The following is a 25,185-nucleotide window of genomic DNA, read 5'->3' on the forward strand; positions in this document are numbered from 1 at the left end:
TCGACGTGCGAAGTGAAGAAGATCGACCAGTGGCGGGCTTCCCGTTCAGTGCTGTGGTCGGCCAGGATCAATTGCGGTTGGCGCTGATTCTGTGTGCTGTGCATCCGGGGATCGGTGGAGTCCTGGTCCGCGGTGAGAAGGGAACTGCCAAGTCGACGGTCGTGCGCGCGCTGACTGCGCTGCTGCCCGCGGTCGACGACGCCGGAACGACACGACCGGCCCGCTTGGTGGAACTGCCCGTCGGCGCCACCGAGGACCGAGTGATCGGGTCCATCGACCTCGAGAAGGTTCTCCGCGACGGTGAGCGCGCTTTCCAACCTGGACTGCTCGCCGCCGCTCACCAGGGAGTTCTGTACGTCGACGAGGTGAATCTGCTTCACGACCACCTGGTCGACGTGCTTCTCGACGCCGCGGCGATGGGTCGCGTTCACATCGAGCGTGACGGAATCTCCCATTCGCACCCGGCTAAATTCGTACTCGTCGGCACGATGAATCCCGAAGAGGGAGAACTGCGTCCGCAGCTGTTGGACCGTTTCGGACTGGCGGTCGATGTCGCAGCTTCCCGCGACGTCGACGTACGCATGGAAGTGGTGCGTCGCCGGCTCGACTACGAGCGCGACCCCGAGGCGTTTGTCGCTCGGTACGAATCCGCCGATGAGGAGCTCGCGGCCGAAATCCTCACGGCGCGTGAGAAACTGGACTCGGTCGAGCTGAGCAACCGCGAGCTGCGTCGTATCGCCTCACTGTGTGCGTCGTTCGACGTCGACGGTATGCGCGCGGACCTGGTGCTGGCGCGCACCGCGACCGCCCACGCTGCCTGGCGAGGCGACAGTGAGGTCACTGCGGAGGACGTGCGAGTGGCTGCGGAACTGACGCTGCCGCACCGCCGCCGCCGCGATCCGTTCGACGAGCCCGGCTTGGATCAGCAGCAGTTGGACGATGCACTCGAGCAGGCCGATCAGGACGCCCAGTCGCAGGTCGAGGACGACGCGCGCGACGGAGAGCCCGAACCTCCCGAGAATCCCGAAGACCGTGGCCCTGACGAAGACCGTGGCCCTGACGAAGACCGTGGCCCGGAAGATGGTGGCCCCGAAGACGGCGGTCCTGAAGACGGCGGTCCGGACGACGAGGGTCCGGACGACGACGGCCCGGAAGACCCTGACGGACCTGGTGGGGGAGTACGCGCTACCGATCGCCCCTCGGCGCCACCGGCCGGCGAATTCAAGGCCAAGCTCCTCGAGGTTCCTGGTGTCGGCGAAGGTGCACCGGGACGCCGCTCGCGGTCCATGTCGTCCCGTGGACGAGTCGTGCGGTCCACGCGGGAACGTGGCCACGGATTGCATCTGACGAGCACGGTCTTCACCGCAGCCGAGTCTCAAGTTGCGCGCGGCCGCACTGCTGGACGGCTGCGGCTGGCACCTGCTGATCTCCGCGGCGCGATTCGTGAAGGGCGAGAAGGCAATCTGATCGTCTTCGTTGTCGACGCGTCGGGGTCGATGGCAGCACGCGACCGCCTCTCCGCGGTCACCGGTGCGGTTGTCTCGTTGCTCCGCGACGCCTATCAGCGCCGCGACAAGGTCGCCGTCATCACTGTCCGTGGTCGTGAAGCAGAGCTCGTACTGCCGCCGACCTCTTCGGTGGACATCGCCGTCCGTCGCCTGCAGTCGATGCGTACCGGCGGCAAATCCCCACTCGCAGAGGGATTCCTGCGTGCTCGCGAAGTGGTTCTGCGTGAACGGCTTCGTGACCCGCAGCGCCGCGCCCTCGTCGTCACGCTCACCGACGGTCGGGCTACCGGAGGCAAGGACGCGCTGCACCGCGCCCGCGTCGCCGCGCATCTTCTTGCCGACGCGTCCGTCGCTTCCATCGTCGTCGACTGCGAGACTGGCCTTGTGCGTCTGGGGCTGGCAGCCGAGTTGGCCCGAGAACTACGTGGCGGCTACGTCCGCCTTGCCGAATTGTCAGCGCAGCAGGTCGCGGGTGTCGTCCGCGCCGCAGCCTAGATCCCAGCTCAGGAGTTCACGATGCCCAAGGGTGTTCCCGAGACAGTTCCCGACGACGGTCTGACCACGCGTCAGCGTCGTAACGCGCCGGTACTTGCCGTGCACACCGGCCCGGGAAAGGGTAAGTCCACCGCAGCTTTCGGCATGGCGCTGCGTGCCTGGAATCAAGGGTTCGACATCGGCGTGTTCCAGTTCGTGAAGAGTGCCAAGTGGAAGGTCGGCGAGGAAGCCGCGTTCCGCGCGCTCGGAAACCTGCATGACGAAACCGGCGTCGGTGGGCCGGTGCAGTGGCACAAGATGGGCGAAGGTTGGTCATGGACACGCAAGGCCGGTAGCGAGGAAGATCATGCTGCTGCCGCTGCGGAGGGTTGGCAGGAGATCGCGAGAAGGCTTGCAGGCGAAGAGCATCGATTCTATGTCCTCGACGAGTTCACGTACCCGCTCAAGTGGGGTTGGGTGGACGTGGACGAGGTAGTGCAGACACTGCGCGATCGCCCAGGCAACCAGCACGTCGTCATCACGGGGCGTGATGCCCCGCAGGCGCTGATCGACGCCGCCGACCTCGTGACCGAGATGACGAAGATCAAGCACCCGATGGATGCCGGCCGAAAGGGTCAACGGGGCATCGAATGGTAAGTCCTTCCACTCCGGCCGTGGTGATCGCCGCTCCTGCCTCGGGTAGCGGAAAGACCACGGTGGCAACGGGATTGATCGGTGCGCTGCGACGGTCCGGTAGCAGCGTTGCACCCTTCAAGGTGGGGCCGGACTACATCGACCCGGGTTATCACGGACTCGCGGCAGGGCGGCCCGGACGCAACCTCGACACTGTTCTGGTCGGCCCGGATCGCATCGGACCGCTCTACCGGCATGGAACCGCCGGCTGTGACATCGCCGTGGTCGAAGGCGTCATGGGTCTGTTCGACGGAAAGATCGACGAGGCCAACTCGCAGCCGTCGGCGGAGGGGTCGACGGCGCAGGTCGCGTCGATCCTCGGTTCGCCGGTAATCCTCGTGATCGACGCCCGTGGGCACAGTCAGAGTCTGGCCGCCGTACTCCACGGCTTCGCGACCTACGACGCAGGTGTGCGCATCGGCGGCGTCATTCTCAATCGCGTCGGGAGCGCTCGTCACGAGCAGGTGTTGCGTCATGCGTGCGACAAGGTCGGCGTCGCCGTGCTCGGAGTTGTGCCACGGTTGACGGAACTCGAAGTTCCCTCCCGGCACCTCGGTCTGATTCCGGCGGCCGAGCACGGCGCCGCCGCTGTGGCCGCAGTGGACGCGATGTCCGACTTGATTGCCTCGCACGTCGAACTGGACGCTGTTCGTGCACTGGCCGCCTCGAACGTGGGTGCAGCTGCATGGGATCCGGTTGCCGAGGTCGGCGCACATGCCGAGTCTCGTCCCGTGGTTGCCATGGCGGGCGGCCCTGCCTTCACCTTCGGCTATGCCGAGCACTGTGAACTCCTGACTGCTGCCGGCGCGGACGTGCAGGTGTTCGACCCGTTGCGGGACGAGCTTCCCGCGGGAACTGCTGCTCTTGTCCTTCCTGGCGGGTTCCCGGAAGAGCATGCGGTGGACCTCGCGGCCAATACCGTTCTGCTGCAGCAGGTTCGTGACCTGGCGGACGGCGGTGCGCCGATCCACGCCGAGTGTGCCGGTCTGCTCTACCTCGCTCGCAGCTTGGACGGTCACAGCATGGCCGGTGTTGTCGGGGTGGATGCCACATTCGGGAAACGCCTGACCCTCGGGTACCGCGAAGCAGTGGCGATCAGCGACTCCACCCTCTTCGACGCAGGCTCCCGCGTCACCGGTCACGAGTTCCACCGAACGTCTCTCGTCTCGGCAGACGCGGACGGTTGCGGAAGTGCGTGGGGGTGGCGGCCCTGGGACGGCGGCAGTGTCCGCGAAGGATTTGTTCGCGGCGGCGTCCACGCGTCGTATCTCCACACTCATCCGGTGGGGCAGCCCGAATCGATCGCGAAGTTCGTCGATGCCGCACGGGGATGACCTCTGTATAGGCGTTGGATTCACGACGAGCGCCACCGCGAAGGACATCGTCGCTGCGGTGAACGCCGTACTGCAGGAGCGAGCGAGGATCGTGGTCCTCGCCACTGCGACCGGCAAGGCGGCGTCTGCAGCTCTGCTCGCTGCCGCCGATGAACTGAACGTCCCGATTGTGAGTTTCGACCCGGACGTACTTGGGCGAGTTCAGGTTCCGTCACCGTCGACTCGCGTCGAGCACGCGATCGGGACGGCAAGCGTCGCGGAAGCGGCGGCGATCCTCGCCTCCGGGGGCGGCCCGCTCCTAGTGGCCAAGACTGCCAGGGATGGAGTGACCGTGGCGGCGGCCCGTAAAGTTCCCTCCAGCTTGACCAATTCTGACGACGAAACGGAGTGCGAGTGAGCGAGTCCACCGCAGACGAGACCAACTACTTGGTCGGCCTCAACCTGACCGATCGACGCGTGGTCGTGTTCGGTGGCGGCACTGTGGCTCAGCGCCGACTCGGACTGCTGGTCGCCTCTGGTGCCCGTGTTCACGTCATCAGTCGCGCGTTCACTCCAGCCGTCGAAGGTATGGCCACGGCCGGGCAGATCACGGTCGAAGAGCGCCCGTACGCCGACGGCGACCTCGAAGGTGCGTGGTATGCCATCGCCTCGACCGACGAGCCGGAAACCAATGCGGCGATCGTCGCCGAGGCGGAGCGTCGCCACATCTTCTGCGTGCGCGCCGACAACGCGAAGCACGGCACCGCGGTAACTCCCGCCAGCGCCGAGTACGACGGTATGAGTATCGGAATTCTTGCCGGCGGCGATCACCGTCGTTCGGCAGCAGTCCGCACCGCGGTCGTCGAAGGTCTTCAGTCGGGCGTGCTCGCCGATACGGCCGAGCCGGCCGCTGCGGGCGTTGCTCTCGTCGGTGGTGGCCCCGGTGACCCCGACCTGATCACCGTGCGTGGACGCCGTTTGCTCGCACGCGCTGACGTCGTCGTGGCCGACCGATTGGCTCCGCCGGAGTTGCTCGCCGAACTGGGTCCGGACGTCGAGGTGATCGACGCCGCGAAGATCCCGTACGGCCGTGCCATGGCTCAGGAGGCCATCAACGCCGCGCTGATCGACAACGCGAAGGCAGGCAAGTTCGTGGTCCGCCTCAAGGGCGGGGACCCGTACGTCTTCGGGCGGGGATACGAAGAACTCGAAGCGTGTGCCGCTGCCGGCGTTCCGGTGACCGTAGTGCCCGGAATCACGAGCGCGATCTCGGTCCCGTCGGCCGCAGGCATCCCGGTGACCCACCGCGGCGTCACCCACGAGTTCGTCGTCGTCAGTGGTCACGTGGCTCCGGATCATCCGGATTCGCTGGTCGACTGGTCGGCACTGGCCAAGTTGCGCGGCACGATCGTGCTGCTCATGGCGGTCGAGCGCATCGATCAGTTCGCGAGGGCGCTCGTCGACGGTGGACGCCCGTCAACAACGCCGGTCACCGTGATCCAAGAGGGCACTCTGCGCACCCAGCGTGAACTTCGGGCCGATCTGGCGACCGTTGCTCAGCGCGTCAAAGACGAGGAGATCAAGCCTCCGGCGATCATCGTGATCGGGCCGGTCGCGGGCTTTTCCGTCGACGCTGGGTAACGTGAAGTCTTGTGTCTGATTCCCCAACATCTGAAACCGCTTCGGCGAATGCCCCGGTAGCCACTCGAGTCATCGGGCTCGCCATCATCGTCCTGAGTGGTTTGCAGATGATGGTGGTGCTCGACGGCACCGTCGCGAACCTCGCGCTGGCGCCACTGCAGGCAGACCTCGGGCTGAGCGACAGTGGTCGTAATTGGGTGTTGACCTCGTACGCGCTTGCGTTCGGTGGGCTCATGCTCCTCGGTGGTCGCCTCGGTGACGCGTACGGGCGCAAGAAGATGTTCATCGCGGGAGTCTCGCTGTTCACGGTGGCGTCGTTGCTCTGTGGTCTCGCCCTGAACGAGGGCATGTTGATCGCAGCGCGGGCGCTTCAAGGTGTCGGCGCAGCCGTGGCGTCGCCCACCGCCTTCGCACTTGTTGCCACGACTTTCGCCGCGGGTCCGGCTCGTAATCAGGCCATCGCGATTTTTGCCGCCATGACGGGCGTCGGATCGATCGCCGGTCTGATCATCGGCGGCGCATTGACCGAGGTGTCGTGGCGTCTGATCTTCCTCATCAACGTCCCGATCGGCATCGCGCTCGTCGGCATGGCGTTCCGCGCCCTTCGCGAGACGAATCAGACGCGTCTGGCTTTGGATGTCCCCGGCGCGATCCTCGCGACCCTCGGTTGTACCGGTGTTGTTTTTGCTCTCACCGAAGGCCCGGAAATGGGATGGGGGAGTATCGCCGTCATCGGTGCATTGGCGGCCGGATTGGTCGCCCTCGCCGCCTTCCTCTTCGTCGAGCGAACTGCGGACAACCCGCTCTTGCCCTTCTCGTTGTTCGCCGATCGCAACCGTGTCGCGACGTTCCTCGCCATCTTCTTCGTCGGTGGCGCGATGTTCAGCATGACGGCCTTCGTCGCACTGTTCGTGCAGGACATCATGCAGTATTCGCCGTTGCGTGCCGGTATCGCGTTCATTCCGTTCGCGTTCGGATTGGGCGCTGCCGCGTCGGTTGCTTCCAAGCTCGCCGTAAAGGTTCAACCCCGTTGGCTGGTCCTCACCGGCGTAGTGATCATGATCGTCGGACTCCTCTACGGATCTACTCTCGATTCCGATTCCACCTACCTGGCCAACTTGTTCGTGCCCGTGATCGGGATCGGATTCGGTATCGGCCTCGCGATGGTGCCCTTGCCACTGTGCGCGATCGCCGGTGTGCCGGAGACCGAGATCGGCCCGCTGACGGCCATCGCTCAGGTTGCCCAGACGCTCGGTGGACCACTGGCGCTGTCGGTGATCGGTGCGATGGCGACGTCGAAGACGCTCTCGCTCGGCGGCACTTCGGGCAAGGCCGCGGACATGAATCCGGCGGAATTGATCGCACTCGGAGAGGGATACACCTTCGCGCTTGTGGGCTGCGCGGTCTGCGCGGTGTTCGCCGGTATCGCGGCGCTGTGCATCAGGTTCACACCTTCTCAGGTAGCCCAGGCTCAGGCTGCGGAGAAGGCAGCTCAGGGAATCGCCTGATCAGTCCTGTTTTTCCGCTTCGCTAGCCGATACGATCGTTGCAGGACGTGCCGAGAGTCTCGACGAATCGGGGTGCCGTGATGCGGATCGCGGACATATTGCGAAACAAGGGCAACAGCATCGTCACGATCGACGCCCACACGACGGTCAACGGGTTGCTGTGCGATCTTGCCCGCCACAACATCGGAGCCATGGTGGTGGTCGACGACGACGCGGTGGTCGGCATCATCTCCGAACGCGATGTCGTTCGACGCCTGCACGAGCGTGGCCCGGACCTTCTCGGGATCCAGGTTTCCGAGGTCATGACCGCTCTGATGTACACGTGCGTTCCGGCAGACGCGGTGGACAGCATTGCCGCGATCATGACCGAGCGTCGAATCCGACATCTGCCGGTGATCGAGGACGGCAACCTCCTCGGCATCGTCAGTATCGGTGACGTGGTGAAGAGCCGCATCGACGAGCTCAAGAGCGAACGCGATCAGCTCGAGTCGTACATCGATCAGGGCTGATCGATAGGTTGTCGCACGGTGACTACTCTCGTGTGATGGCCGCATTCCAGGAATCCACAGCAGACACGGTCACCATCGTGGCCGGCCTCGAGAGCACGTTCGCCGACGAACTCGGCGCTCTGACGGTGCCGTGGCAAGGTGCTGCCGCCCCTGACCCGCAGTTGCTCGTGGTGAACGAGCAGCTGACTGCGTCGTTGAGATTGGACGTAGAAGCGCTGCGAAGTGTGGACGGGATCGGCGTCCTGTCCGGTTCGACGGTGCCGGTCGGGGCCACACCGGTGGCGATGGCATATGCGGGTCATCAGTTCGGTGGGTACGCGCCAATTCTCGGGGACGGTCGGGCGTTGCTACTCGGTGAACTGTTGACCGGTGACGGTCGGCGAGTGGATCTGCATCTCAAGGGCTCGGGGCGCACGCCGTTCTCTCGGGGCGGCGACGGGTATGCGGTCGTAGGGCCGATGCTGCGCGAATATCTCGTCAGTGAGGCGATGAATGCCCTCGGTGTCCCCACTACGCGCGCGCTGTCGGTGGTGGCGACGGGCCGAGACGTTCGCCGCAACGGCGCAGAACCCGGTGCCGTGCTTGCACGGATCGCGTCGAGTCACCTACGCGTTGGGACCTTCGAGTTCGCGGCCCGGCAGGGCGAGGTATTGCAGCCGCTCACCGATTACGCGATTGCCCGGCACTACCCGGAGCTGACCGAACTTCCGGCAACGGGTACACACAATCGCTACCTGAAGTTCCTCGAGGCGGTGGTCGAGGCGCAGGCATCACTGGTGGCGAGGTGGATGCTCATCGGTTTCGTGCACGGGGTCATGAATACCGACAACACGACAATTTCGGGGGAGACCATCGATTACGGTCCGTGCGCCTTCCTCGACGCGTTCGATCCGGCGGCCGTGTTCAGCTCGATCGACCACGGGGGCCGCTATGCATTCGGCAATCAGCCCGCTGTACTGAAGTGGAACCTGGCGCGCTTGGCAGAAACACTGTTGCCACTGATCGATTCCACACCCGACGAAGCAATTTCCGCGGCGTCAGCAGTTCTCGAGACCTTCGACGAGCGCTACGAGGGTCACTACGCGGCCGGTCTCGCGGCAAAGCTCGGTCTGGCCCAGCCGTTTGTCGATCGGGCGCTCGTCGACGATCTGCTGACGTTGTTGGCGGAACACGGTGCTGATTGGACGGGCAGTTTCCGCGCTCTCGCCGACGTATTGCGCGGAAATTCGGTGCCTCTCGACAACCTCGTGCCACGGGAGCACATCGCGCCCTGGTTGCAGCGGTGGCAGGGAGCCCTGACCGAAAACGGATACGGGGCCGCGGAGACCGCGAGCGCGATGGATCGCGTCAACCCGCTGTACATTCCGCGTAATCATCGGCTCGACGCTGCCCTGCGCGCCGCGACCGACGGCGACCTCGCTCCATTCGAGAAGCTGCTGGAGGTTGTCACGCACCCGTTCGGCCGACGCGACGAGTGGGCTGACTACACCGAGGCGGCTCCGCAGTCTTTCAGCGAAACATTCCAAACCTTCTGTGGCACTTGACAGACGAAGCCATCAATCCGTCAGGATGATCAATTCGCGCTCCGACGCGATTTCGACGCGCAAGCCCGCCTTCGACGCCACCCGCGCAACACCCTTGATGTCGGTCGGTTCGGCACGCGAGACCACCAGCGCACGGGCGAGCAGACCCTTGTGGTGCTTGTTGAAGTGACTGACGACAGTGCGGGTGCCGTCCGGCTTCTCGGTGAGGACCGTTGCGATCAGTGCGTCCGGAACCGGTCCGAGGTCTTGGTAGGTGCCGGACCGTAGATCGATGACAAGGCCGTCGGCTTCGGCCGCCAAGGCCTTCGGCAACTCCGGCTTCCACAGTGAGCGGAGCGTGCCCATCCCGGGCAGCTTGGACCCGCCGGAAAGGCGGTAGGCGGGGATCAGATCTCCCGCACGGACTGCACCGAACAGAGCGGAGCCGATCGCGATCCGATCGAGAGCCTTGGCCTTCTGGGCGCGGGTGAACGACTTGGCGTCGAGGGCGTCGAAGAGCACCCCGGTGTAGCGCTGCAGTGCGGGCCGCGTCGCGGACACCCACAGCTTGGCGTTGCGTTCCACTTCGTCTGCTTGCGTCGGACCGAGCCCGAGCGCTTCGCACGACGCCTCGACGTCAGCGGCCAGATCGACCAGCGTCTGAACCAGCAATTCGCGCGTTTCGGTCAACTGTGGCATCGACAGTTCGGCCAGATCGAGGGGCGCATCCTTGCCGCCGTCGGACTTGGTTTCTGAGGGAGGCAGCAGTACAAGCACGCTGTAACCGTACCGAGGCCCGCTCGGCCGACTGCGGCGACTATCCTTACACCTCGTGATTACCCGTCTGTCCCACCTGTTCCTGCGTACCCTGCGTGACGATCCCTCGGACGCCGAAGTTGCCAGCCACAAATTGCTGGTTCGTGCCGGCTACGTGCGTCGTATCGCTCCAGGCGTCTACTCGTGGTTGCCGCTGGGATTGCGGGTGCTGCGCGAGGTTGAGCGTGTTGTCCGCGAAGAAATGAATGCCATTGGTGGGCAGGAAATTCTGCTGCCTGCTCTGCTCCCGCGCGATCCGTACGAGGCGTCGAACCGCTGGACCGAGTACGGCCCCAACCTGTTCCGCCTCAAGGACCGCAAGGGCAACGACTACATGCTCGGCCCGACCCACGAGGAGCTCTTTGCTCTGACGGTCAAGGGTGAGTACAACTCGTACAAGGACTTCCCGGTCACCCTGTACCAGGTGCAGACCAAGTACCGCGACGAAGAGCGTCCGCGTGCGGGCATTCTGCGTGGTCGCGAGTTCCTCATGAAGGATTCGTACTCCTTCGACCTCAGCGACGAAGGTCTGACGGAGTCGTACCAGGCGCACCGCGGTGCCTACGAGAAGATCTTCACGCGTCTGGGCGTCAAGTACGTCATCGTCTCGGCCACCTCCGGTGCGATGGGCGGCAGCGCGTCCGAGGAGTTCCTTGCCGAGAGCGAGATCGGCGAAGACACGTACGTGCGCTGCCTCGAATCCGGCTACGCCGCCAACGTCGAGGCCGTCAAGACTGTTGTTCCCGACTCCATTCCGTTCGACGGGCTGCCCGAAGCGAAGGTGTACGACACCGCGAACACACCCACCATCGACACTCTCGTGGACTGGGCGAACGGTGCCGACCTCGGCCGCACGATCACCGCCGCCGACACTCTCAAGAACATCATGGTCAAGACCCGCCTGCCCGGCGGCGAGTGGGAACTGCTCGGTATCGGCATCCCCGGCGACCGTGAGGTCGATGAAAAGCGCCTCGAAGCTTCACTGGAGCCGGCCGAGTTCGTGATGATCACCGAGACCGACTTCAAGAACAACCCGTTCCTGGCCAAGGGTTACATCGGCCCGAAGGCTCTGCAGGCCAACGGCGTTCGCTACCTTGTCGATCCGCGCGTCGTCGACGGCACCAGCTGGATCACCGGCGCCGACGAAGACGGCAAGCACGTGGTCGGCCTCGTTGCCGGTCGCGACTTCACCCCTGACGGAACCATCGAAGCCGCCGAGGTTCGTGACGGCGACGCCTCTCCCGACGGAGCCGGCACGCTGGTCTCGGCTCGCGGTATCGAGATCGGGCACGTCTTCCAGCTCGGCCGCAAGTACACCGACGTCTTCACCGTCGACGTCCTCGCCGAGAACGGCAAGCCCGTCCGCCCGACCATGGGTTCGTACGGCGTCGGCGTCTCGCGTCTGGTGGCCGTCATTGCCGAGCAGCATCACGACGAAAAGGGCCTGCGCTGGCCTGCCGAGGTTTCACCGGCCGACGTCTACCTCGTCATCGCGAACAAGGACGAGACTGCACGCGAAGGCGCCGAAGGCCTCGCCGCGCAACTCGACCGTGCCGGACTCGAAGTAATCCTCGACGACCGCAAGGCGTCGCCGGGCGTGAAGTTCAAGGACTCCGAGCTGATCGGCGTTCCACTGATCGTTGTCGTCGGCCGTGGTTGGGCCGACGGTAAGGTCGAAATCCGCGACCGCTTCACCGGCGAAAGCCGCGAAATCGACGCCGACTCTGCGATCGAGGCGATCATCAGCGCAGTTCGCGGCTGATCCCAGAAGATGTGCGGGCCGCCGCAGACACTGTTCGAGGTGTCTGCGGCGGCCCTTCTTTTCTGCCACAATCGTGGCTATGGAACGCGAACCGGATTGGGCAGAAGTCGACGGTTACCTTGTCTCCACGTTGGTAGGTGAAGATCCGGTTCTCGACGCGGCACTCGCCGCCAACTCCGAGGCCGGTCTCCCGCCCATCGACGTGGCGCCGAACCAGGGCAAGCTCCTCAACCTTCTGGCGCGAATGTGCTTGGCGCGCAATGTCCTCGAGATCGGAACGCTCGGCGGATACAGCACGATCTGGCTCGCTCGCGCGGTCGGCCCCTCGGGCCAGGTCATCACGCTGGAATTCGATCCCACTCATGCGGATGTCGCTCGGGCGAATATCGAGCGCGCCGGCTTGGCTGACCGTGTCGACGTCCGCGTCGGGGCCGCGCTCGACAGCCTCCCGTCGATCGCGAAGGAAGAGTTGGGACCTTTCGACTTGGTCTTCATCGACGCCGACAAGGAGAACAACACCGAGTACGTGCGGTGGGCGTTGGCCCTTTCGCATCCCGGAACCGTCATCATCGTGGACAACGTGGTGCGTGGGGGACATGTGTCCAACCCGGATATCGACGATGAGCGCGTCAAAGCGAGTCGAGCGGTGTTGGAGATGATCGCGGCCGAGCCGAAACTCGACGGCACCGCCATTCAAACCGTGGGTTCGAAGGGATGGGACGGGTTTGCCGTTGCAGTAGTGAACGAGTGAGCGCAGACTCGAAGCGGTGAGGATGCTGGGGGCAGCAAAGGCGGCATGGCGATGGGTGCGCAGTGCTCCCGGTACCTATGTCTGGTTGCTTGCCCTGCTGTTCACCACACTGTTCCTGCGGCATCTGCCTGACAATGTCGAGGAGCGTTTTCTCGGCAAGCGCTCGACCAATCTGCATCACCTGGCCGAAGACCCGCTACGAGTCCTGTTCTCGAGTGCCTTCTGGCTCGAAGGTGGCGGTTGGTTGGGATACCTGGTTCTCTTCACCATCTTTCATGCAACGGCTGAGCGTTGGCTCGGGACGTGGCGGTGGCTGTGTGTTGTCGTCATCGCCCACGTCGGAGCCACGTACATCAGCGAAGGTGTTCTGTACGAAGGTATTCGGCACGGATACGTGGCGGAGTCGGCGGTCAATACTCTCGACGTGGGAGTGAGCTACGGTCTGGCCGGCATCATGGGGATTCTGGTGTACCGCATCGTCGATCCGTGGCGATACGTCTATCTCGCGGGGCTGTTGCTCTTCTACGGTGTACCTCTGATTTTCGCCACCAATTTCACCGCCATCGGCCACATGTCTGCGTTGTTGCTGGGATTGGCGTGCTATCCGATCACGCGTGCTCGGGCGGGCACGTGGAATCCGATGGACCTGTGGCATTCGCGAAGAATCGCAGGTCTTCCATGAATCGCACCGCGGAAAGTTACCCGCTGGTAGTTTAGCGTCATCGACGAAAGGTAATGACGTGTCTGGCACCGATGGATTGCTCTTCAACCCCCATACTTACGACCCCGCTCAGTTCGATCCGGAGACCCGCCGTTTGCTGCGAGCCACCATCGAATGGTTCGAGAGGCGCGGCAAGAAGCAACTGCTTCAGGACGACCTCGACGCAGTGTGGGTCTCCGACTTTCTCGAGTTCGTCGGAAAGGAGAAGTTGTTCGCGACGTTCCAGACTCCGGCGGCATTCGCCGACGGTGACGAGAACCGTCGTTGGGACGGTGCCCGCAACGCGGCCTTGAGTGAGATCTTCGGTTTCTACGGACTCGCTTACTGGTACGCCTGGCAGGTCACGATCCTCGGACTCGGACCGATCTGGATGAGTGACAACGACGCAGCGAAGAAGCGTGCAGCGCAGGAACTTGCCGACGGCGGCGTCATGGCGTTCGGCCTCTCCGAGCGTGATCACGGCGCCGACGTGTACTCCACCGACATGCTTCTCACTCCCACCGACGGCGACGTCGCCTTCCGCGCGAGCGGCGAGAAGTACTACATCGGAAACGGCAACGTAGCCGGAATGGTGTCTGTGTTCGGGCGCCGTACCGACGTCGAGGGTCCCGAAGGCTACGTGTTCTTCGTCGCCGACAGTGCACATCCGAACTATCAGCTTGTGGACAATGTCCTGCGCGGGCAAATGTACGTCAGCAATTTCCGCCTCGACGACTACCCGGTGCGCGAGGAAGACATTCTGCACACCGGCGTCGCCGCATTCGAGGCCGCGCTCAACACGGTCAACGTCGGAAAGTTCAACCTGTGCACCGGCTCCATCGGGATCACTGAACATGCGTTCTTCGAAGCAATCACTCACGCGCAGAATCGAATTCTCTACGGTAATCCGGTCACCGACTTCGCCCATGTACGCGCCGCCTTCGTCGACGCGTACTCACGTCTGATCGCGATGAAACAGTTCAGCGCGCGGGCGGTCGACTACTTCCGCAGCGCCAGCCTCGAAGACCGTCGCTACCTGCTGTTCAATCCCATGACCAAGGCCAAGGTCACCTCGGAAGGTGAAAAGGTCGTCGGGTTGCTGCACGACGTGATCGCGGCAAAGGGGTACGAGAAGTCCACGTACTTCCGTGAAGCAGCGCAGATGATCGGCACGCTGCCCAAGCTCGAGGGCACCGTCCACGTCAACGTCGGCCTGATCCTCAAGTTCTTGCCGAACTACCTGTTCAACCCCGCGGAGTTCCCGGAGATCGTCACGCGCGACGACGCAGCCGACGACGAGTTCTTCTGGAATCAGGGACCGACCCGCGGCGCTGCGAAGATCCAGTTCCACGAGTGGAAGCCCGTCTACGAGAAGCACTCTTCGATCCCGAACGTCGCTCGTTTCTACGAGCAGGCGATCGCACTCACCGAATTGCTCACTGCCGCAGCGCCGGACGCGCAGCAGCAGAAGGATCTCGATTTCATGCTCAATGTCGGGCACCTGTTCTCCCTCGTCGTCTACGGTCATCTGATTCTCGAGCAGGCCGAGATCAGCGGACTCGACGCCGACGTTGTCGATCAGATCTTCGACTTCCAGATTCGCGACTTCTCGGGATACGCGATCGCACTGCACGGAAAGCCGTCGTCGACGCCGGAGCAGCAGAAGTGGGCCTTGGCCGCAGTGCGGAAGCCTGTTGTGGACAGTGAACGCTTCGACCGGGTGTGGCAGCAGGTCAAGGCGTACGACGGTGCATACGAGATGCGCGCATGACCGCGCCGGTGGTACGTGAGCAGTTGATGGCCGTCGTGGAGGGATCCCCGAAAGCCGTCGGCGCGCATGATCGCTCGACCTGGGTTGCGCTGTTTGCCGAAGAGGGCCAGATCAACGACCCTGTAGGTTCACGTCCGCATAACGGGCAGGCGGCGATCGAGAGTTTTTACGACACGTTCATCGCCCCCAATTCGATCACCTTCCACGTCGAGCGCGATATCGTGTGCGGCCGCACAGTGTGGCGCGATCTCAGCCTCGCTACCGAGATGTCGACCGGAGTCGTCCTCGACGTGCCGATGCATTTGCGCTACGACTTGGTGGGGGAGCCCGATTCCTTGCGGATCGGAACCCTCTATGCGCATTGGGAATTGGCAACGATGCTGAGCCAGCTCGCTACCGCCGGCGTTGCCGGGGTGAAGGCTGCCGCGAAGTTGACCCCGCAGCTGCTCTCGAACCAGGGGATCGGCGGAGCGCTCGGATTCTCGCGCGGCATCTTCGGAGTCGGAGACAAAGGCAAGAAGGCGGCTTCGCGGTTCCTCGATGCGGCCGCTGTCGGTCGAACGCCGCCGGTACCCGTCGAGCTTCCGGCGGGGACGCAGTTGTCCAATGCTGACGTCAACGCTCTGCTCACCGGCGTGACGAAGAGCAAGATGCTGGTTGCCGGTCGAACTGTGACGGCGAGCGTAATCGTGTGCGGGGAACCGGCCATCGCCCTGTTCGGCTTCGAGGCGAGCGGTCATCGCCTCAATCGGGTGCGCTTCTTCACCGAGAGCTGATACCGAGAACACTCGAATGCAGGTCAGGCTCGGCGCGCCACTCCGGCGCGCCGAGCCTTCGCTTTTCGGTGAAGTGTCAGATCGCCCCGAGATCCGCAGACAGCCAGTGCTGCGGATTCATGTAGATCGCTACCTGCTCGCCCAACTGCGATCGCGCGAATTCGAGATATCCGTCGACCTTGTCCGTGGTCAGGTATCGCCGCGAGACTTCGACCAGCATCTCGTCGGTGCCCGGAACGATCTTGTCGACGGATCCGCTGACGCTGACGTAACGGATTGTCGGATCGAGCCTTTCGGCCATCAACGAGAAATGCCCGGCCGACTCGATGAGTCGAGCCTTTCGCGAATCCTTGCCCGTGAGGATCCATGGTTTGCCACCGGGTGAATACAGGTACCAGATCGGGACGGTCAACGGACCGCGTTCGGTGCCGTCCGCTACGGACAGCGCCCCGATGTGGGGTTCGGCCAGAAACTGTTCACGCTCATTTTCGGAGAGTGCCATTCCTCGAGATTACCGCGACGTTTGACATGGCGTTGTGACTCCGTACACAATCGATGTGCTCATTATGAACATGCGTTCGCAATGCGAACAGATCTCGATCTGAACTACTGGGTCCGAACCGGTAGCGAACGCCCACAAGCAGTGAATGTCGAGGATCCGATGACCGCACCGCATACGCAATCGAGTTCGATCACCGGTTCGCCTGGGGCGCGTGCCGCAATGTGGGTAGCACCGTTGTGTTGGATAGCTGTGCTTCTGGACGGATTCGATCTGGTCGTACTCGGTGCGGTCATTCCTTCACTTCTCGACTACGACGCGTGGGGATTGAGTACCGGCACGATCACGATGATCTCGACCTTCGGGCTCATCGGCATGACCATCGGCGCCCTCGTCATCGGCACTCTCACTGACGTCATCGGTCGACGCCGCGCGCTGCTGTACGCCGTTGCCGCATTCTCGATTCTGACTCTGTTGTGCGCAATTGCGCCCAATCCGTTCATCTTCGGTCTGCTGCGCTTCCTCGCCGGGGTGGGACTGGGTGGCGCCCTTCCGACGGCATTGGCTCTGGTCAACGAATTCTCGAAGAAACAAGGCGGTGGATCTGCGTCGACCATGCTGATGACCGGCTATCACGTCGGCGCCGTTGCCACCGCCGCGCTGGCGCTCGTCGTGATCGAACCTTTCGGTTGGCGAGCGATGTTCGTTGTCGGCGCACTTCCTGCCGTCGTCCTGATTCCACTCATGTTGCGGTATCTGCCGGAATCCCCGTCGTACCTTCTCGCTCACGGAAAGCGTGCCGAGGCCGAGGAAATCGCTGCCCGCTACGGTGTCGAGCTCGAGGCTGCGCCTACGTCCGAAGCTGGGCGCACCGAAGCCGCCAATCCCGTTCGCGCACTGTTCTCTTCGAAGTTCCTGCGTAACAGCATCGCCATCTGGATCACCAGTTTCATGGGCTTGCTGCTCGTCTACGGATTGAACACGTGGCTTCCGACGATCATGCGCGAGGCCGGTTACAACCTCGGAGCCTCGTTGACGTTCCTTCTGATCCTCAATGCCGGAGCCGTCGTCGGACTGTTGATCGCCGGGGGCGTCGCGAACAAGATCGGCCCGCGTACCGCAGCAATCGTGTGGTTCACGGGAGCAGCGTTGTTCCTGGCGCTTCTGAGTGTGAAGGTGTCGTTCGGAATCTACGTGATGGTCTTCCTCGCCGGATGCTTCGTTTTCAGTGCACAGGTACTGGTCTACGCCTTCACGAGCACCAATCACCCACCGCAGATTCGCGCGACAGCGCTCGGATGGTCGGCGGGTGTCGGCCGGGTCGGTGCGATCTGTGGGCCGATTCTGGGCGGAGTTCTCCTGGGTGCGGGTTACGCCGTGCCGTGGGGCTTCTACGCCTTCGCGCTCGTCGGACTGCTCGGTGCAATTTCGATCTCCTGCACACGGGTTCGCACCTGAAATACCAGTTTCGCAGGTTGGTGCGCTACTGCTATCGTTGAATATGAGTATGAAGAGTAGCGCTATCGTCACGTCGCGGGCACCGCTACCGATGCCATCGTCTCGATCCGGTTTGTGGTGGGGCTTGCTCGGTGTTCTGGCGTTCTCGTTCACCGTTCCGCTCACGAGGGTCGCCGTCGCGGATCTCGACCCCCTGTTCGTCGGCGCGGGCCGCGCCGTCGTTGCCGGGGCCCTTGCGATTGTGATGCTGTCGGTTACTCGCGCGACGCTTCCGACGCTTCGGCAGTGGTTGCGCATCGCACTCGTGACCGTTGGTGCGGTACTGGGGTTTTCACTGTTCACCACGTTTGCGTTGCAGAGATCGCCGGCGAGTCACGCGGCAGTCGTGATCGGGCTACTTCCCGCTGCGACCGCGGTATTTGCCGTCGTCCGAGGAAAAGAGCGCCCCAGTAAGGGATTCTGGTGGGCAAGCGCCGCCGGCGCGGTATCGGTCGTAGGGTTCGTGGCCGTCGCAAACGGCGGACTCGGCTCGTTCCATCTCGCTGATCTTCTTCTGTTCGCCGCGGTTGTCTGTGCAGCGCTGGCATATTCGGAAGGTGCGTTGCTGGCCCGCGAGATCGGGTCGTGGCAGACGATCGCCTGGGCATTGATTCTCGGACTGCCGGTCACGATTGCGTTGACGGTGGCGTCCATGGCCCAGGCTCCGGTCTCTGCCGATGTGAATTCGTGGCTTTCGTTTGCCTACCTGGGATGCGTGAGTATGTTTCTCGGGTTCTTTCCCTGGTACCGGGGTCTGGCGATCGGTCCCATTTCCACTGTGAGCCAAACACAGTTGGTTCAACCGGTGCTCAGCATTGCCTGGTCGGCGCTGATCCTCGGTGAGGCGTTGTCACCCTCGATCGTGGCCGGCGGCGTCGTCGTCATCGGGTGTGCCTGGCTTGCCCTGAAGGCGCGAGTGGCAGCGCCGCGTGCTGTGCCGGCACGCGACGCGACCACTGCCACCGATGATTCAGAAAAGCGGGCCGCCACCGAAGGCACTGCGGTGTGACGCAGGTTGTTTCCCGTTGGCGTCGGTGATTCCGTACTCGACGGCCGTCTCGGCGGTGATCAGTGTGTGACCGCTGCGCGCGTTCACTTCTGGATCGTTGGCCAATGCAGTGATGACCTGGCCGACGAATTCCGGGGTTTCGGCCTCGGCCAGTGAGAAGCCTTCGAAGCTCTCGATCCCACTCGCCTCCATCCGCTCGTTGCGGATCAACCCGAGCCAGAAGGAAAGTGCGGTGACGCCGGTTCCCTTCAATTCGACAGCCATGTCGGCGGCCATCTTGTCCAAACCTGCCTTTGACATCCCGTACAGGACAGAGTGCAGGTACCCGCGGGTGCCGAATGACGAGATATTGCCGATCACTCCACTGCCCCGGGGGACCATCAACTTCGCCGCTTCTACCGAAGCAACGTAGTGGGCGCGCAGTCCGATTCCGATCAGCGAATCCCAATCGTCGATCGGCCTCTTCCAGAACGGATCGGCGAAGCCGGCATAGCCCGCCGGGTTGGCCCAGACGTTGTTGACCAGAAGATCGAGGCGGCCTGACTGTTCCTCGGCGATGCGTGCAAACAGGTCGACGATCTTTTGATCGTCGGCGTGATCGCACTGCACGGCAATGCCGTGACCGCCGCGCTCGGTGATCTCTGCCGCGGTGCGATCGAGTGGGCCGTCGGCGCCGACGGTTCCTCGCGCCGTCACGTACACCGTCCAGCCGTCGCTTCCCAGTGCGAGTGCAATGCCTTTACCGACGCTCCTACTCGCGCCGGTCACGAGCGCTACTTTGCCGTTTGTCGACGTGGTCATCGGGGACCTCCCAACGAACCCTCGGCGATATCAGTGTCGGGGGACAGGGGAGTGGTGATCGACCACGTCTCCGTGAAGTGGCATTGACTCATTTTCCACACACCGTCCTCGATCACGTATTTGTCGTCGTATTCGCCGGTCATCAACTTCTCGGTGCGTCCGACAGTGTCGACCTGGCGGAACTGCAGAGTCCATCGCCCCACCGCCGACGTCTCCGAGGTCAGTGTGATGTCGGGATGCAATCCGTGATGCATGTCGAGTACCGCGTACCGGCCGTCGACCTTGCGAAGAGCGATCTTCTCGAAGATGTCCGCCATCGGCCCGGCGTCGTCGAACGCGCCGAGACGGCCGTAGTCGATCGACGCTCCTGAACGGATGAAGCTGCTGCGGAACCGAACCGGATCCTTGGCGTCACATGCTCGCCAGTAGCCATGTTTGAGCTTCTTGATTTCCTCGATCTGTTCGAGCGCGTCGAGGCGTTGTGCGAGATCCACCGTCGGTCCTTTTCGTCTGGGTTTCCCGGAGACATGTCGGATCGACTGTAGGGTGTCCTCAGTCACATGTGTGTAGTTTTTCCCAGTGACCGGTCAGGAAACGGTGTCGGTTTCGCTCGAGGATTCGTCGCCGGTGAGAGTGATCGCAGTCGAGTCGCTGAAGACGCTGCCCCAGAGTTCGCCGAGGGCCGGATCTTCTTCGGCGTGTTCGGGTGCCATCATTGCGAGCAGATTGTTGATCAGCATGCCGTTCGCGATGAACAAGCGTGCTTGCTCGGGCGTGCAACCGGTGCGCTCACGCAGCAAGGTGTAGATGCCGGACATGGCGTTCCGGGAGACGGCGGCGACGTCGTCTGTGCTGGTTGCGAAGCCGTGCAACATGACAAGCAGCAGATCCCGGTCGAGAACCAGCTCGCCGTAGGCGGATCCGAGTTCGGCCCAGAACTGCGGATTGCTCGGATCGATTGTGACGGTGTCCAATTTGTCGTTGAAGGTGCGGACGATTTCGTCGAGCGCTCGCGTGAACACCGCGTGGAACAAATCTGCCTTGGTTCCGAACATGCGCACAACGTAGGGCTGCGAGACGCCGGCTTCCTTGGCGACGGCGTCCGTGCTGGTGCCGGAGTACCCGCCCTTTGCAAATGCCCGCGTTGCCGCGGCAAGGACCAGTGCGCGACGTTCCGGTGCGCTCATCCTGCGGGTACGTGGTTCAGCTGCACCGATCGACATATTGACACGTTATCACCGGATAGCTTAGTTTCGACTTAAGTAATCAATTGATGCCTTAAGGCACCTTCACATCGAGGAATCACGATGACCGTTTTGACGAAGTCCGGATCGGACGCCGCATCCGGGTCGGAAAACAGTGGAGGACGTAAGGTTCCGATCGCGATAGCGATGGTTGCTGCTTCTCTGCCCATGTTCATGGCTACCCTCGACAACCTCGTGATGACGAGCGCGCTGCCGGTGATCGAGAAGGAACTGAACGCGTCCGTCGGGCAGCTCCAATGGTTCATGAATGCGTACACGCTCTGCTTTGCGACGCTGATGCTTTCGGCGACGACGCTCGGCGATCGGTGGGGACGCCGCCGGATGTTCGTGTTCGGAATCGGGCTGTTCACGGCTGCATCGATCGCTTCGGCGCTGTCGACAACTCCCGCCCTGCTGATTGCGGCCCGGGCATTTCAAGGCGCGGGCGCAGCCGCGATCATGCCGCTCTCGCTGACCCTCCTCGTCGCAGCCGTACCGGAAGCCAAGCGCGCCATGGCAATCGGTGTCTGGGGTGGCGTCTCCGGACTGGGAATCGCGATGGGTCCCGTGGTCGGTGGAGCGGTAGTCGACGGGTTCTCGTGGCAGGGGATCTTCTGGATCAACGTGCCGGTTGCGATCGTTGCCGTTCCTCTCGCGTTGTATGCGTTGCGTGAATCGACCGGTCGCACACAACCTCTCGACCTTCCCGGTGTCGCACTCGCCGGACTCGGTGTGTTTCTGGCGGTGTGGGGGATCGTTCACGGCAACGACGACGGCTGGGGATCGCTTGGAGTGGTTGCGTCGTTGGTCGGTTCCGCAGTCGCGTTGGCACTGTTCGTTCTTCGCGAGATGAAGACGTCACATCCGGTCATGCCCCTACGTCTGTTCCGTTCACGCAGCTTCTCGATGGCGAACGTCATCGGCTTGACCTTCTCGATCGGGATCTTCGGAGCGGTGTTCCTGCTGTCGCAGTACCTCCAGATCGTGATGGGCTACAGCCCGTTCCAAGCAGGCCTGCGGACGCTTCCGTGGACGGCAGCGCCGATGATTTTCGCTCCTCTCGCCGGTTTTCTGGCGCCGAAGGTCGGGCTCCGTTCACTTCTGCTGACCGGTCTACTTCTCCAGGCCGGAGCATTGTTCTGGTTGGCCGCGTTGATCGGTCCCGACGTGACGTACGGTTCGCTGGTTCCGGCGCTACTGATGGCGGGCATCGGCATGGGCCTGACCTTCGCGCCGAGTTCCACGGCTGTCCTCGTCGACATGGATGAGCCTGATCACGGAACGGCCAGTTCGACCAACTCGACGCTTCGCGAGATCGGTGTTGCGCTGGGAATCGCGGTTCTCACCGCAGTCTTCCTTGCCGCTGGTGGCGCGCTCACGCCGCTGGGCTACGGAGATGCGCTGACACCTGCACTGCGCGTCGGCGGTTGCTTCGTGTTGGTGGCCGTGGTTGCGGCTTGGTTCGTGCCCTCACATCGCAAGGCTTGAGCCACTGCTGTGCGCCTTTATTAACCGCCGGCGGTTAATAAAGGCGCACAGCAGTTTACGAAGCCGGGTCCCCTGGGAACGCTGAGGTGGCCGGAGCGGTTCCCAGCGCGGACCGCCATCCGGCGCCGCGGATTGCCGCATCGGTCAGGCCGTCGATTCCGAACGTGCGGAGTTGGTCGGTATCGACCTGTTCGACGAATGCCCGGTAGGTCACGGCGGTGTCGGATTCGATCTGTGCTGCCAGTTGTGCCGCGGTAACGGCGTCCGTCACCGGGAACGGGATCTCGTAGGCTGCCGCGGCTGTCGGCGGGGTCTCGCCCGCGTCGGTCGACAGGGCAACCAGCGCATCACGTCGCGCGCGGTGCGCGGCTGTATGTGTGGCAACTTCGTTGACACGGGCAGGATTCGAAAACGCGGCAACCACTCCGTAAGCGAAGATCGCGGCATTCTCTGATTCGATTGCGGTCAGCAAGGCAGAACTCTCGGTTCGACGGGTGTGCGAAGTGATCATGGAAGCAACACCGCAACGTGGGTCGAGCACGACGCGCTGATCGAACCGAGCAAGCCCGCGCGATAGCCGGACATCGTGCGAGCGAGATCCGCGGCACTGCGCGCCGAATCGTTAAGCGAGGTCCTCAAGGTGTCAACGCCCGTCGGAGCGTTCGCGACCGAGGTCGACGGGGGCGCAGTGGTCGTAGCGCCGCCGCCCGCTGCTCGCGCAATCTCGGCGTCGAGTTCGAGTGCATGCGCTGTGCGTTCGGCGCTGATCGTGGTCAGTGATGCCGACTTGTCCGGCGCAAGAGCGATGGCGGCGGTTGCGGCTGCCGCGTCGGAGCGAGCTCGCTCGGCCTGGGCCGTCAACTGGTCGACTTCTGCAGCCGCCTCCGCTGTGCCGTTGTCGGTGCAGGCGGACAACGAGAAGGCTGCAGCGCCCAACGCTGCTGCGGTTCCCGTCATCTTGAGCGCACTCCGCCGGGAGAGTGGGATAGTAGTCATGGGCGTCAGCACCAGTCCATCGTGCCAGGTGGTCGGCCGATCGTTCGAATCCGCGGCACGTGTTCAAGTGTGACGTGCGTCGGGCACTCTGGTCACGGAGACGCGTAATGAGCGGTACTCTTGGATGCTTGCAGCATGAGGCACCTGGTGTCTTTTCATGCTCGCAGCCGCCCACGTCGACAGTCGACACAAGTCGGACAATCGACGACAACTGAAATGAGGAGTTCGCGAGATGCCGGTGCCATCCAGGGAGAGGGTGATCGAGCTGATCTCCGAACTCGTGCACGCCCAGGGTTACGACGTCGAAGACGTTGTCGTGACCAGTGCGGGCAAGCACAGCGCGGTGCGCATCATGGTCGACAGCGATGCCGGGATCGAACTCGATGCCGCCGCAGAGATCAGCAGACTCGTTTCGGAACTTTTCGACAGCCTCGAGGAAATCGGTGAAACGCCGTACACCCTCGAGGTGACCTCCCCGGGAATCGATCGTCCACTGACGCTCGAGCGTCACTGGCGTCGAGCCCGTGGACGCAAAGCGCGTATCGATCTGGCCGGCGAGACCGTGGTCGGCCGTATCGGAACGTTGAACGACGATTCCGTGGCGGTTGTCATCGGAGGCCGTGGCGGACTGACCGTGCGAGAGATTGCACTGGGCGACGTTCAGAAGGCCGTAGTTCAGGTGGAGTTCTCGAAGCCCAGTGAGGCGGAGTTGGAACTCGCGGGCGGCATCCCGGAGGGGCGCGCAGTTCCCTCGGATGCGGTTGACCTCACCGATGACTCGGGCGTGGACAGTGTCGAAGACGACGAAGCAGAATTAGAAGACGTAGAAAACGAAGAAGGGTTCGACAAGTGAATATCGACATTGCAGCGTTGCGAGCGATCGAAGCCGAAAAGGGCGTTTCGATCGAAACTGTGATCGCCACGATCCAGACCGCGCTGCTGACGGCGTACCGCCACACCGAGGGGCACAAGCAGAACGCTCGGATCGATGTCAACATCAAGACCGGTTCGGTGCGAGTGATGGCACACGACACCGATGCCGACGGCAACATGATCGGCGAGGAGTGGGACGACACTCCCGAAGGATTCGGTCGAATCGCGGCGACCACCGCACGCCAGGTCATCCTGCAGCGTTTGCGCGACGCCGAGCACGAGCGCAGTTTCGGTGAGTTCTCCACCCATGAGGGTGAAATCGTCGGCGGTGTCATTCAGCGCGACACGCGTGCAAACTCTCGCGGGATGGTCGTCGTTCGAATCGGCAGCGAATCCAATGGCGCCGAAGGATTGTTGCCGCCCGCAGAACAGGTTCCCGGCGAGAACTACGAACACGGCGAGCGCATCAAGTGCTACGTCGTCGGGGTTGCTCGCGGCGCCCGTGGCCCCCAGATCACCCTCTCGCGGACCCATCCGAACCTGGTTCGCAAGTTGTTCGCACTCGAGGTTCCGGAGATCGCGGACGGCAGCGTCGAGATCATCAACGTCGCGCGCGAAGCGGGACACCGTTCCAAGATCGCCGTTGCCTCACGCGTGCAGGGGCTGAACGCAAAGGGTGCATGCATCGGCCCGATGGGTCAGCGCGTCCGCAACGTCATGAGCGAACTTGCGGGGGAGAAGATCGACATCATCGACTTCGACGAAGATCCCGCGACGTTTGTGGGCAACGCACTTTCCCCGTCGAAAGTGGTCTCCGTCACTGTCGTCGATCCGGAGGCTCGTGCGGCCCGTGTCATCGTGCCCGATTTCCAGCTTTCGTTGGCCATCGGAAAAGAGGGTCAAAATGCCCGCCTGGCTGCACGGTTGACGGGTTGGCGTATCGACATTCGGAGCGATGCGGCACCCGTTGGCGACGCGTCCGACCGGCCCGCCACGTCCAACGGATAACGGTGGAATGCAGTGATCGAGACGG

Annotated in this window: 25 protein-coding genes; 18 read left to right on the forward strand and 7 right to left on the reverse strand. The window is 63.2% G+C overall.

Features of this window, described 5'->3' with window-relative positions:
* The first annotated feature begins 5 nt into the window (after positions 1-5).
* The 8 genes from RA302_RS12410 (at position 6) to RA302_RS12445 (ending at position 9,190) form a co-directional block, all read left to right on the forward strand.
* Positions 6-2,003, forward strand: a complete 1,998-nt coding sequence (locus RA302_RS12410) for a magnesium chelatase subunit D family protein (protein WP_338480924.1) — start codon at positions 6-8, stop codon at positions 2,001-2,003.
* Positions 2,004-2,024: 21 nt separating this feature from the next.
* A complete protein-coding gene (gene cobO / locus RA302_RS12415; RefSeq protein WP_019748043.1) occupies positions 2,025-2,639 on the forward strand; it encodes a cob(I)yrinic acid a,c-diamide adenosyltransferase in 615 nt (204 codons plus the stop codon).
* On the forward strand, positions 2,633-4,009 hold the full coding sequence (locus RA302_RS12420) for a cobyrinate a,c-diamide synthase (protein ID WP_338480926.1): 1,377 nt from the start codon (positions 2,633-2,635) through the stop codon (positions 4,007-4,009). Before cobO ends, RA302_RS12420 begins: the two co-directional genes overlap by 7 nt.
* Complete coding sequence (locus RA302_RS12425) at positions 3,993-4,406, forward strand: cobalamin biosynthesis protein (protein ID WP_019748045.1); 414 nt, start codon at positions 3,993-3,995, stop codon at positions 4,404-4,406. Before RA302_RS12420 ends, RA302_RS12425 begins: the two co-directional genes overlap by 17 nt.
* Positions 4,403-5,629: a uroporphyrinogen-III C-methyltransferase gene (gene cobA, locus RA302_RS12430; RefSeq protein ID WP_019748046.1), complete on the forward strand. Its 1,227-nt coding sequence runs from the start codon at positions 4,403-4,405 to the stop codon at positions 5,627-5,629. The genes RA302_RS12425 and cobA overlap by 4 nt, the downstream gene beginning before the upstream one ends.
* Before the next feature lie 107 nt (positions 5,630-5,736).
* Positions 5,737-7,137 carry an MFS transporter gene (locus RA302_RS12435; RefSeq protein ID WP_238077139.1) on the forward strand — a complete coding sequence of 467 codons (1,401 nt, stop codon included), beginning with the start codon at positions 5,737-5,739 and terminating at the stop codon, positions 7,135-7,137.
* An 80-nt stretch (positions 7,138-7,217) separates the two neighbouring features.
* Positions 7,218-7,646 carry a CBS domain-containing protein gene (locus RA302_RS12440; RefSeq protein WP_007735005.1) on the forward strand — a complete coding sequence of 143 codons (429 nt, stop codon included), beginning with the start codon at positions 7,218-7,220 and terminating at the stop codon, positions 7,644-7,646.
* Positions 7,647-7,681: 35 nt separating this feature from the next.
* On the forward strand, positions 7,682-9,190 hold the full coding sequence (locus RA302_RS12445; protein ID WP_338480930.1) for a YdiU family protein: 1,509 nt from the start codon (positions 7,682-7,684) through the stop codon (positions 9,188-9,190).
* A 12-nt stretch (positions 9,191-9,202) separates the two neighbouring features.
* Here the strand turns inward: RA302_RS12445 and yaaA are convergent, their stop codons facing one another.
* Entirely contained in the window at positions 9,203-9,946 is a 744-nt protein-coding gene (gene yaaA / locus RA302_RS12450) for a peroxide stress protein YaaA (RefSeq protein ID WP_007735009.1), read from the reverse strand.
* 55 nt (positions 9,947-10,001) lie between these two features.
* Here yaaA and RA302_RS12455 point away from each other — a divergent pair, with 55 nt between their 5' ends.
* The 5 genes from RA302_RS12455 (at position 10,002) to RA302_RS12475 (ending at position 15,745) form a co-directional block, all read left to right on the forward strand.
* Positions 10,002-11,747 (forward strand): proline--tRNA ligase, encoded by a 1,746-nt coding sequence (locus RA302_RS12455; protein WP_020907423.1) that lies wholly within the window; start codon positions 10,002-10,004, stop codon positions 11,745-11,747.
* Positions 11,748-11,826: 79 nt separating this feature from the next.
* On the forward strand, positions 11,827-12,498 hold the full coding sequence (locus RA302_RS12460; protein ID WP_020969392.1) for an O-methyltransferase: 672 nt from the start codon (positions 11,827-11,829) through the stop codon (positions 12,496-12,498).
* Positions 12,499-12,520: 22 nt separating this feature from the next.
* Positions 12,521-13,180 (forward strand): rhomboid-like protein, encoded by a 660-nt coding sequence (locus RA302_RS12465; protein ID WP_021343988.1) that lies wholly within the window; start codon positions 12,521-12,523, stop codon positions 13,178-13,180.
* Between the two features lie 58 nt (positions 13,181-13,238).
* On the forward strand, positions 13,239-14,969 hold the full coding sequence (locus RA302_RS12470; RefSeq protein ID WP_338480933.1) for an acyl-CoA dehydrogenase: 1,731 nt from the start codon (positions 13,239-13,241) through the stop codon (positions 14,967-14,969).
* Entirely contained in the window at positions 14,966-15,745 is a 780-nt protein-coding gene (locus RA302_RS12475; RefSeq protein ID WP_021343990.1) for a ketosteroid isomerase family protein, read from the forward strand. Before RA302_RS12470 ends, RA302_RS12475 begins: the two co-directional genes overlap by 4 nt.
* 76 nt (positions 15,746-15,821) lie before the next feature.
* On the opposite strand, the gene RA302_RS12480 is transcribed toward RA302_RS12475, so the two are convergent.
* Positions 15,822-16,247: a pyridoxamine 5'-phosphate oxidase family protein gene (locus RA302_RS12480; RefSeq protein ID WP_211916892.1), complete on the reverse strand. Its 426-nt coding sequence runs from the start codon at positions 16,245-16,247 to the stop codon at positions 15,822-15,824.
* Positions 16,248-16,466: 219 nt separating this feature from the next.
* Here RA302_RS12480 and RA302_RS12485 point away from each other — a divergent pair, with 219 nt between their 5' ends.
* Entirely contained in the window at positions 16,467-17,702 is a 1,236-nt protein-coding gene (locus tag RA302_RS12485) for an aromatic acid/H+ symport family MFS transporter (protein WP_211917172.1), read from the forward strand.
* A gap of 91 nt (positions 17,703-17,793) precedes the next feature.
* The gene (locus RA302_RS12490) at positions 17,794-18,750 is read left to right on the forward strand and encodes a DMT family transporter (RefSeq protein WP_338481173.1); all 957 of its coding nucleotides are present in this window, start codon (positions 17,794-17,796) and stop codon (positions 18,748-18,750) included.
* Here the strand turns inward: RA302_RS12490 and RA302_RS12495 are convergent.
* From RA302_RS12495 to RA302_RS12505, 3 genes are all read right to left on the reverse strand, one after another.
* A complete protein-coding gene (locus RA302_RS12495; protein WP_070386732.1) occupies positions 18,712-19,551 on the reverse strand; it encodes an SDR family NAD(P)-dependent oxidoreductase in 840 nt (279 codons plus the stop codon). The two genes, RA302_RS12490 and RA302_RS12495, sit on opposite strands and share 39 nt — an antisense overlap.
* Complete coding sequence (locus RA302_RS12500) at positions 19,548-20,045, reverse strand: nuclear transport factor 2 family protein (RefSeq protein WP_029255178.1); 498 nt, start codon at positions 20,043-20,045, stop codon at positions 19,548-19,550. The genes RA302_RS12495 and RA302_RS12500 overlap by 4 nt, the downstream gene beginning before the upstream one ends.
* Before the next feature lie 93 nt (positions 20,046-20,138).
* Positions 20,139-20,774 carry a helix-turn-helix domain-containing protein gene (locus RA302_RS12505; protein ID WP_021333000.1) on the reverse strand — a complete coding sequence of 212 codons (636 nt, stop codon included), beginning with the start codon at positions 20,772-20,774 and terminating at the stop codon, positions 20,139-20,141.
* Between the two features lie 84 nt (positions 20,775-20,858).
* Here RA302_RS12505 and RA302_RS12510 point away from each other — a divergent pair, with 84 nt between their 5' ends.
* Positions 20,859-22,283 carry an MFS transporter gene (locus tag RA302_RS12510; protein ID WP_020969398.1) on the forward strand — a complete coding sequence of 475 codons (1,425 nt, stop codon included), beginning with the start codon at positions 20,859-20,861 and terminating at the stop codon, positions 22,281-22,283.
* A 55-nt stretch (positions 22,284-22,338) separates the two neighbouring features.
* Here RA302_RS12510 and RA302_RS12515 read toward each other — a convergent pair whose 3' ends face one another.
* Together RA302_RS12515 and RA302_RS12520 are read right to left on the reverse strand one after the other, a co-directional pair.
* Complete coding sequence (locus RA302_RS12515) at positions 22,339-22,794, reverse strand: ferritin-like domain-containing protein (RefSeq protein ID WP_020907435.1); 456 nt, start codon at positions 22,792-22,794, stop codon at positions 22,339-22,341.
* The gene (locus RA302_RS12520) at positions 22,791-23,240 is read right to left on the reverse strand and encodes a hypothetical protein (RefSeq protein WP_099697943.1); all 450 of its coding nucleotides are present in this window, start codon (positions 23,238-23,240) and stop codon (positions 22,791-22,793) included. Before RA302_RS12520 ends, RA302_RS12515 begins: the two co-directional genes overlap by 4 nt.
* Before the next feature lie 271 nt (positions 23,241-23,511).
* Here RA302_RS12520 and rimP point away from each other — a divergent pair, with 271 nt between their 5' ends.
* Both rimP and nusA read left to right on the forward strand, forming a co-directional pair.
* Positions 23,512-24,132 carry a ribosome maturation factor RimP gene (rimP, locus tag RA302_RS12525; protein ID WP_020907437.1) on the forward strand — a complete coding sequence of 207 codons (621 nt, stop codon included), beginning with the start codon at positions 23,512-23,514 and terminating at the stop codon, positions 24,130-24,132.
* Positions 24,129-25,160 (forward strand): transcription termination factor NusA, encoded by a 1,032-nt coding sequence (nusA, locus tag RA302_RS12530; protein ID WP_003942738.1) that lies wholly within the window; start codon positions 24,129-24,131, stop codon positions 25,158-25,160. The genes rimP and nusA overlap by 4 nt, the downstream gene beginning before the upstream one ends.
* Positions 25,161-25,185: the final 25 nt, after the last annotated feature.

It is taken from the genome of Rhodococcus sp. DN22 (assembly GCF_036669995.1).
Classification (GTDB): Bacteria; Actinomycetota; Actinomycetes; order Mycobacteriales; family Mycobacteriaceae; genus Rhodococcus_F; species Rhodococcus_F erythropolis.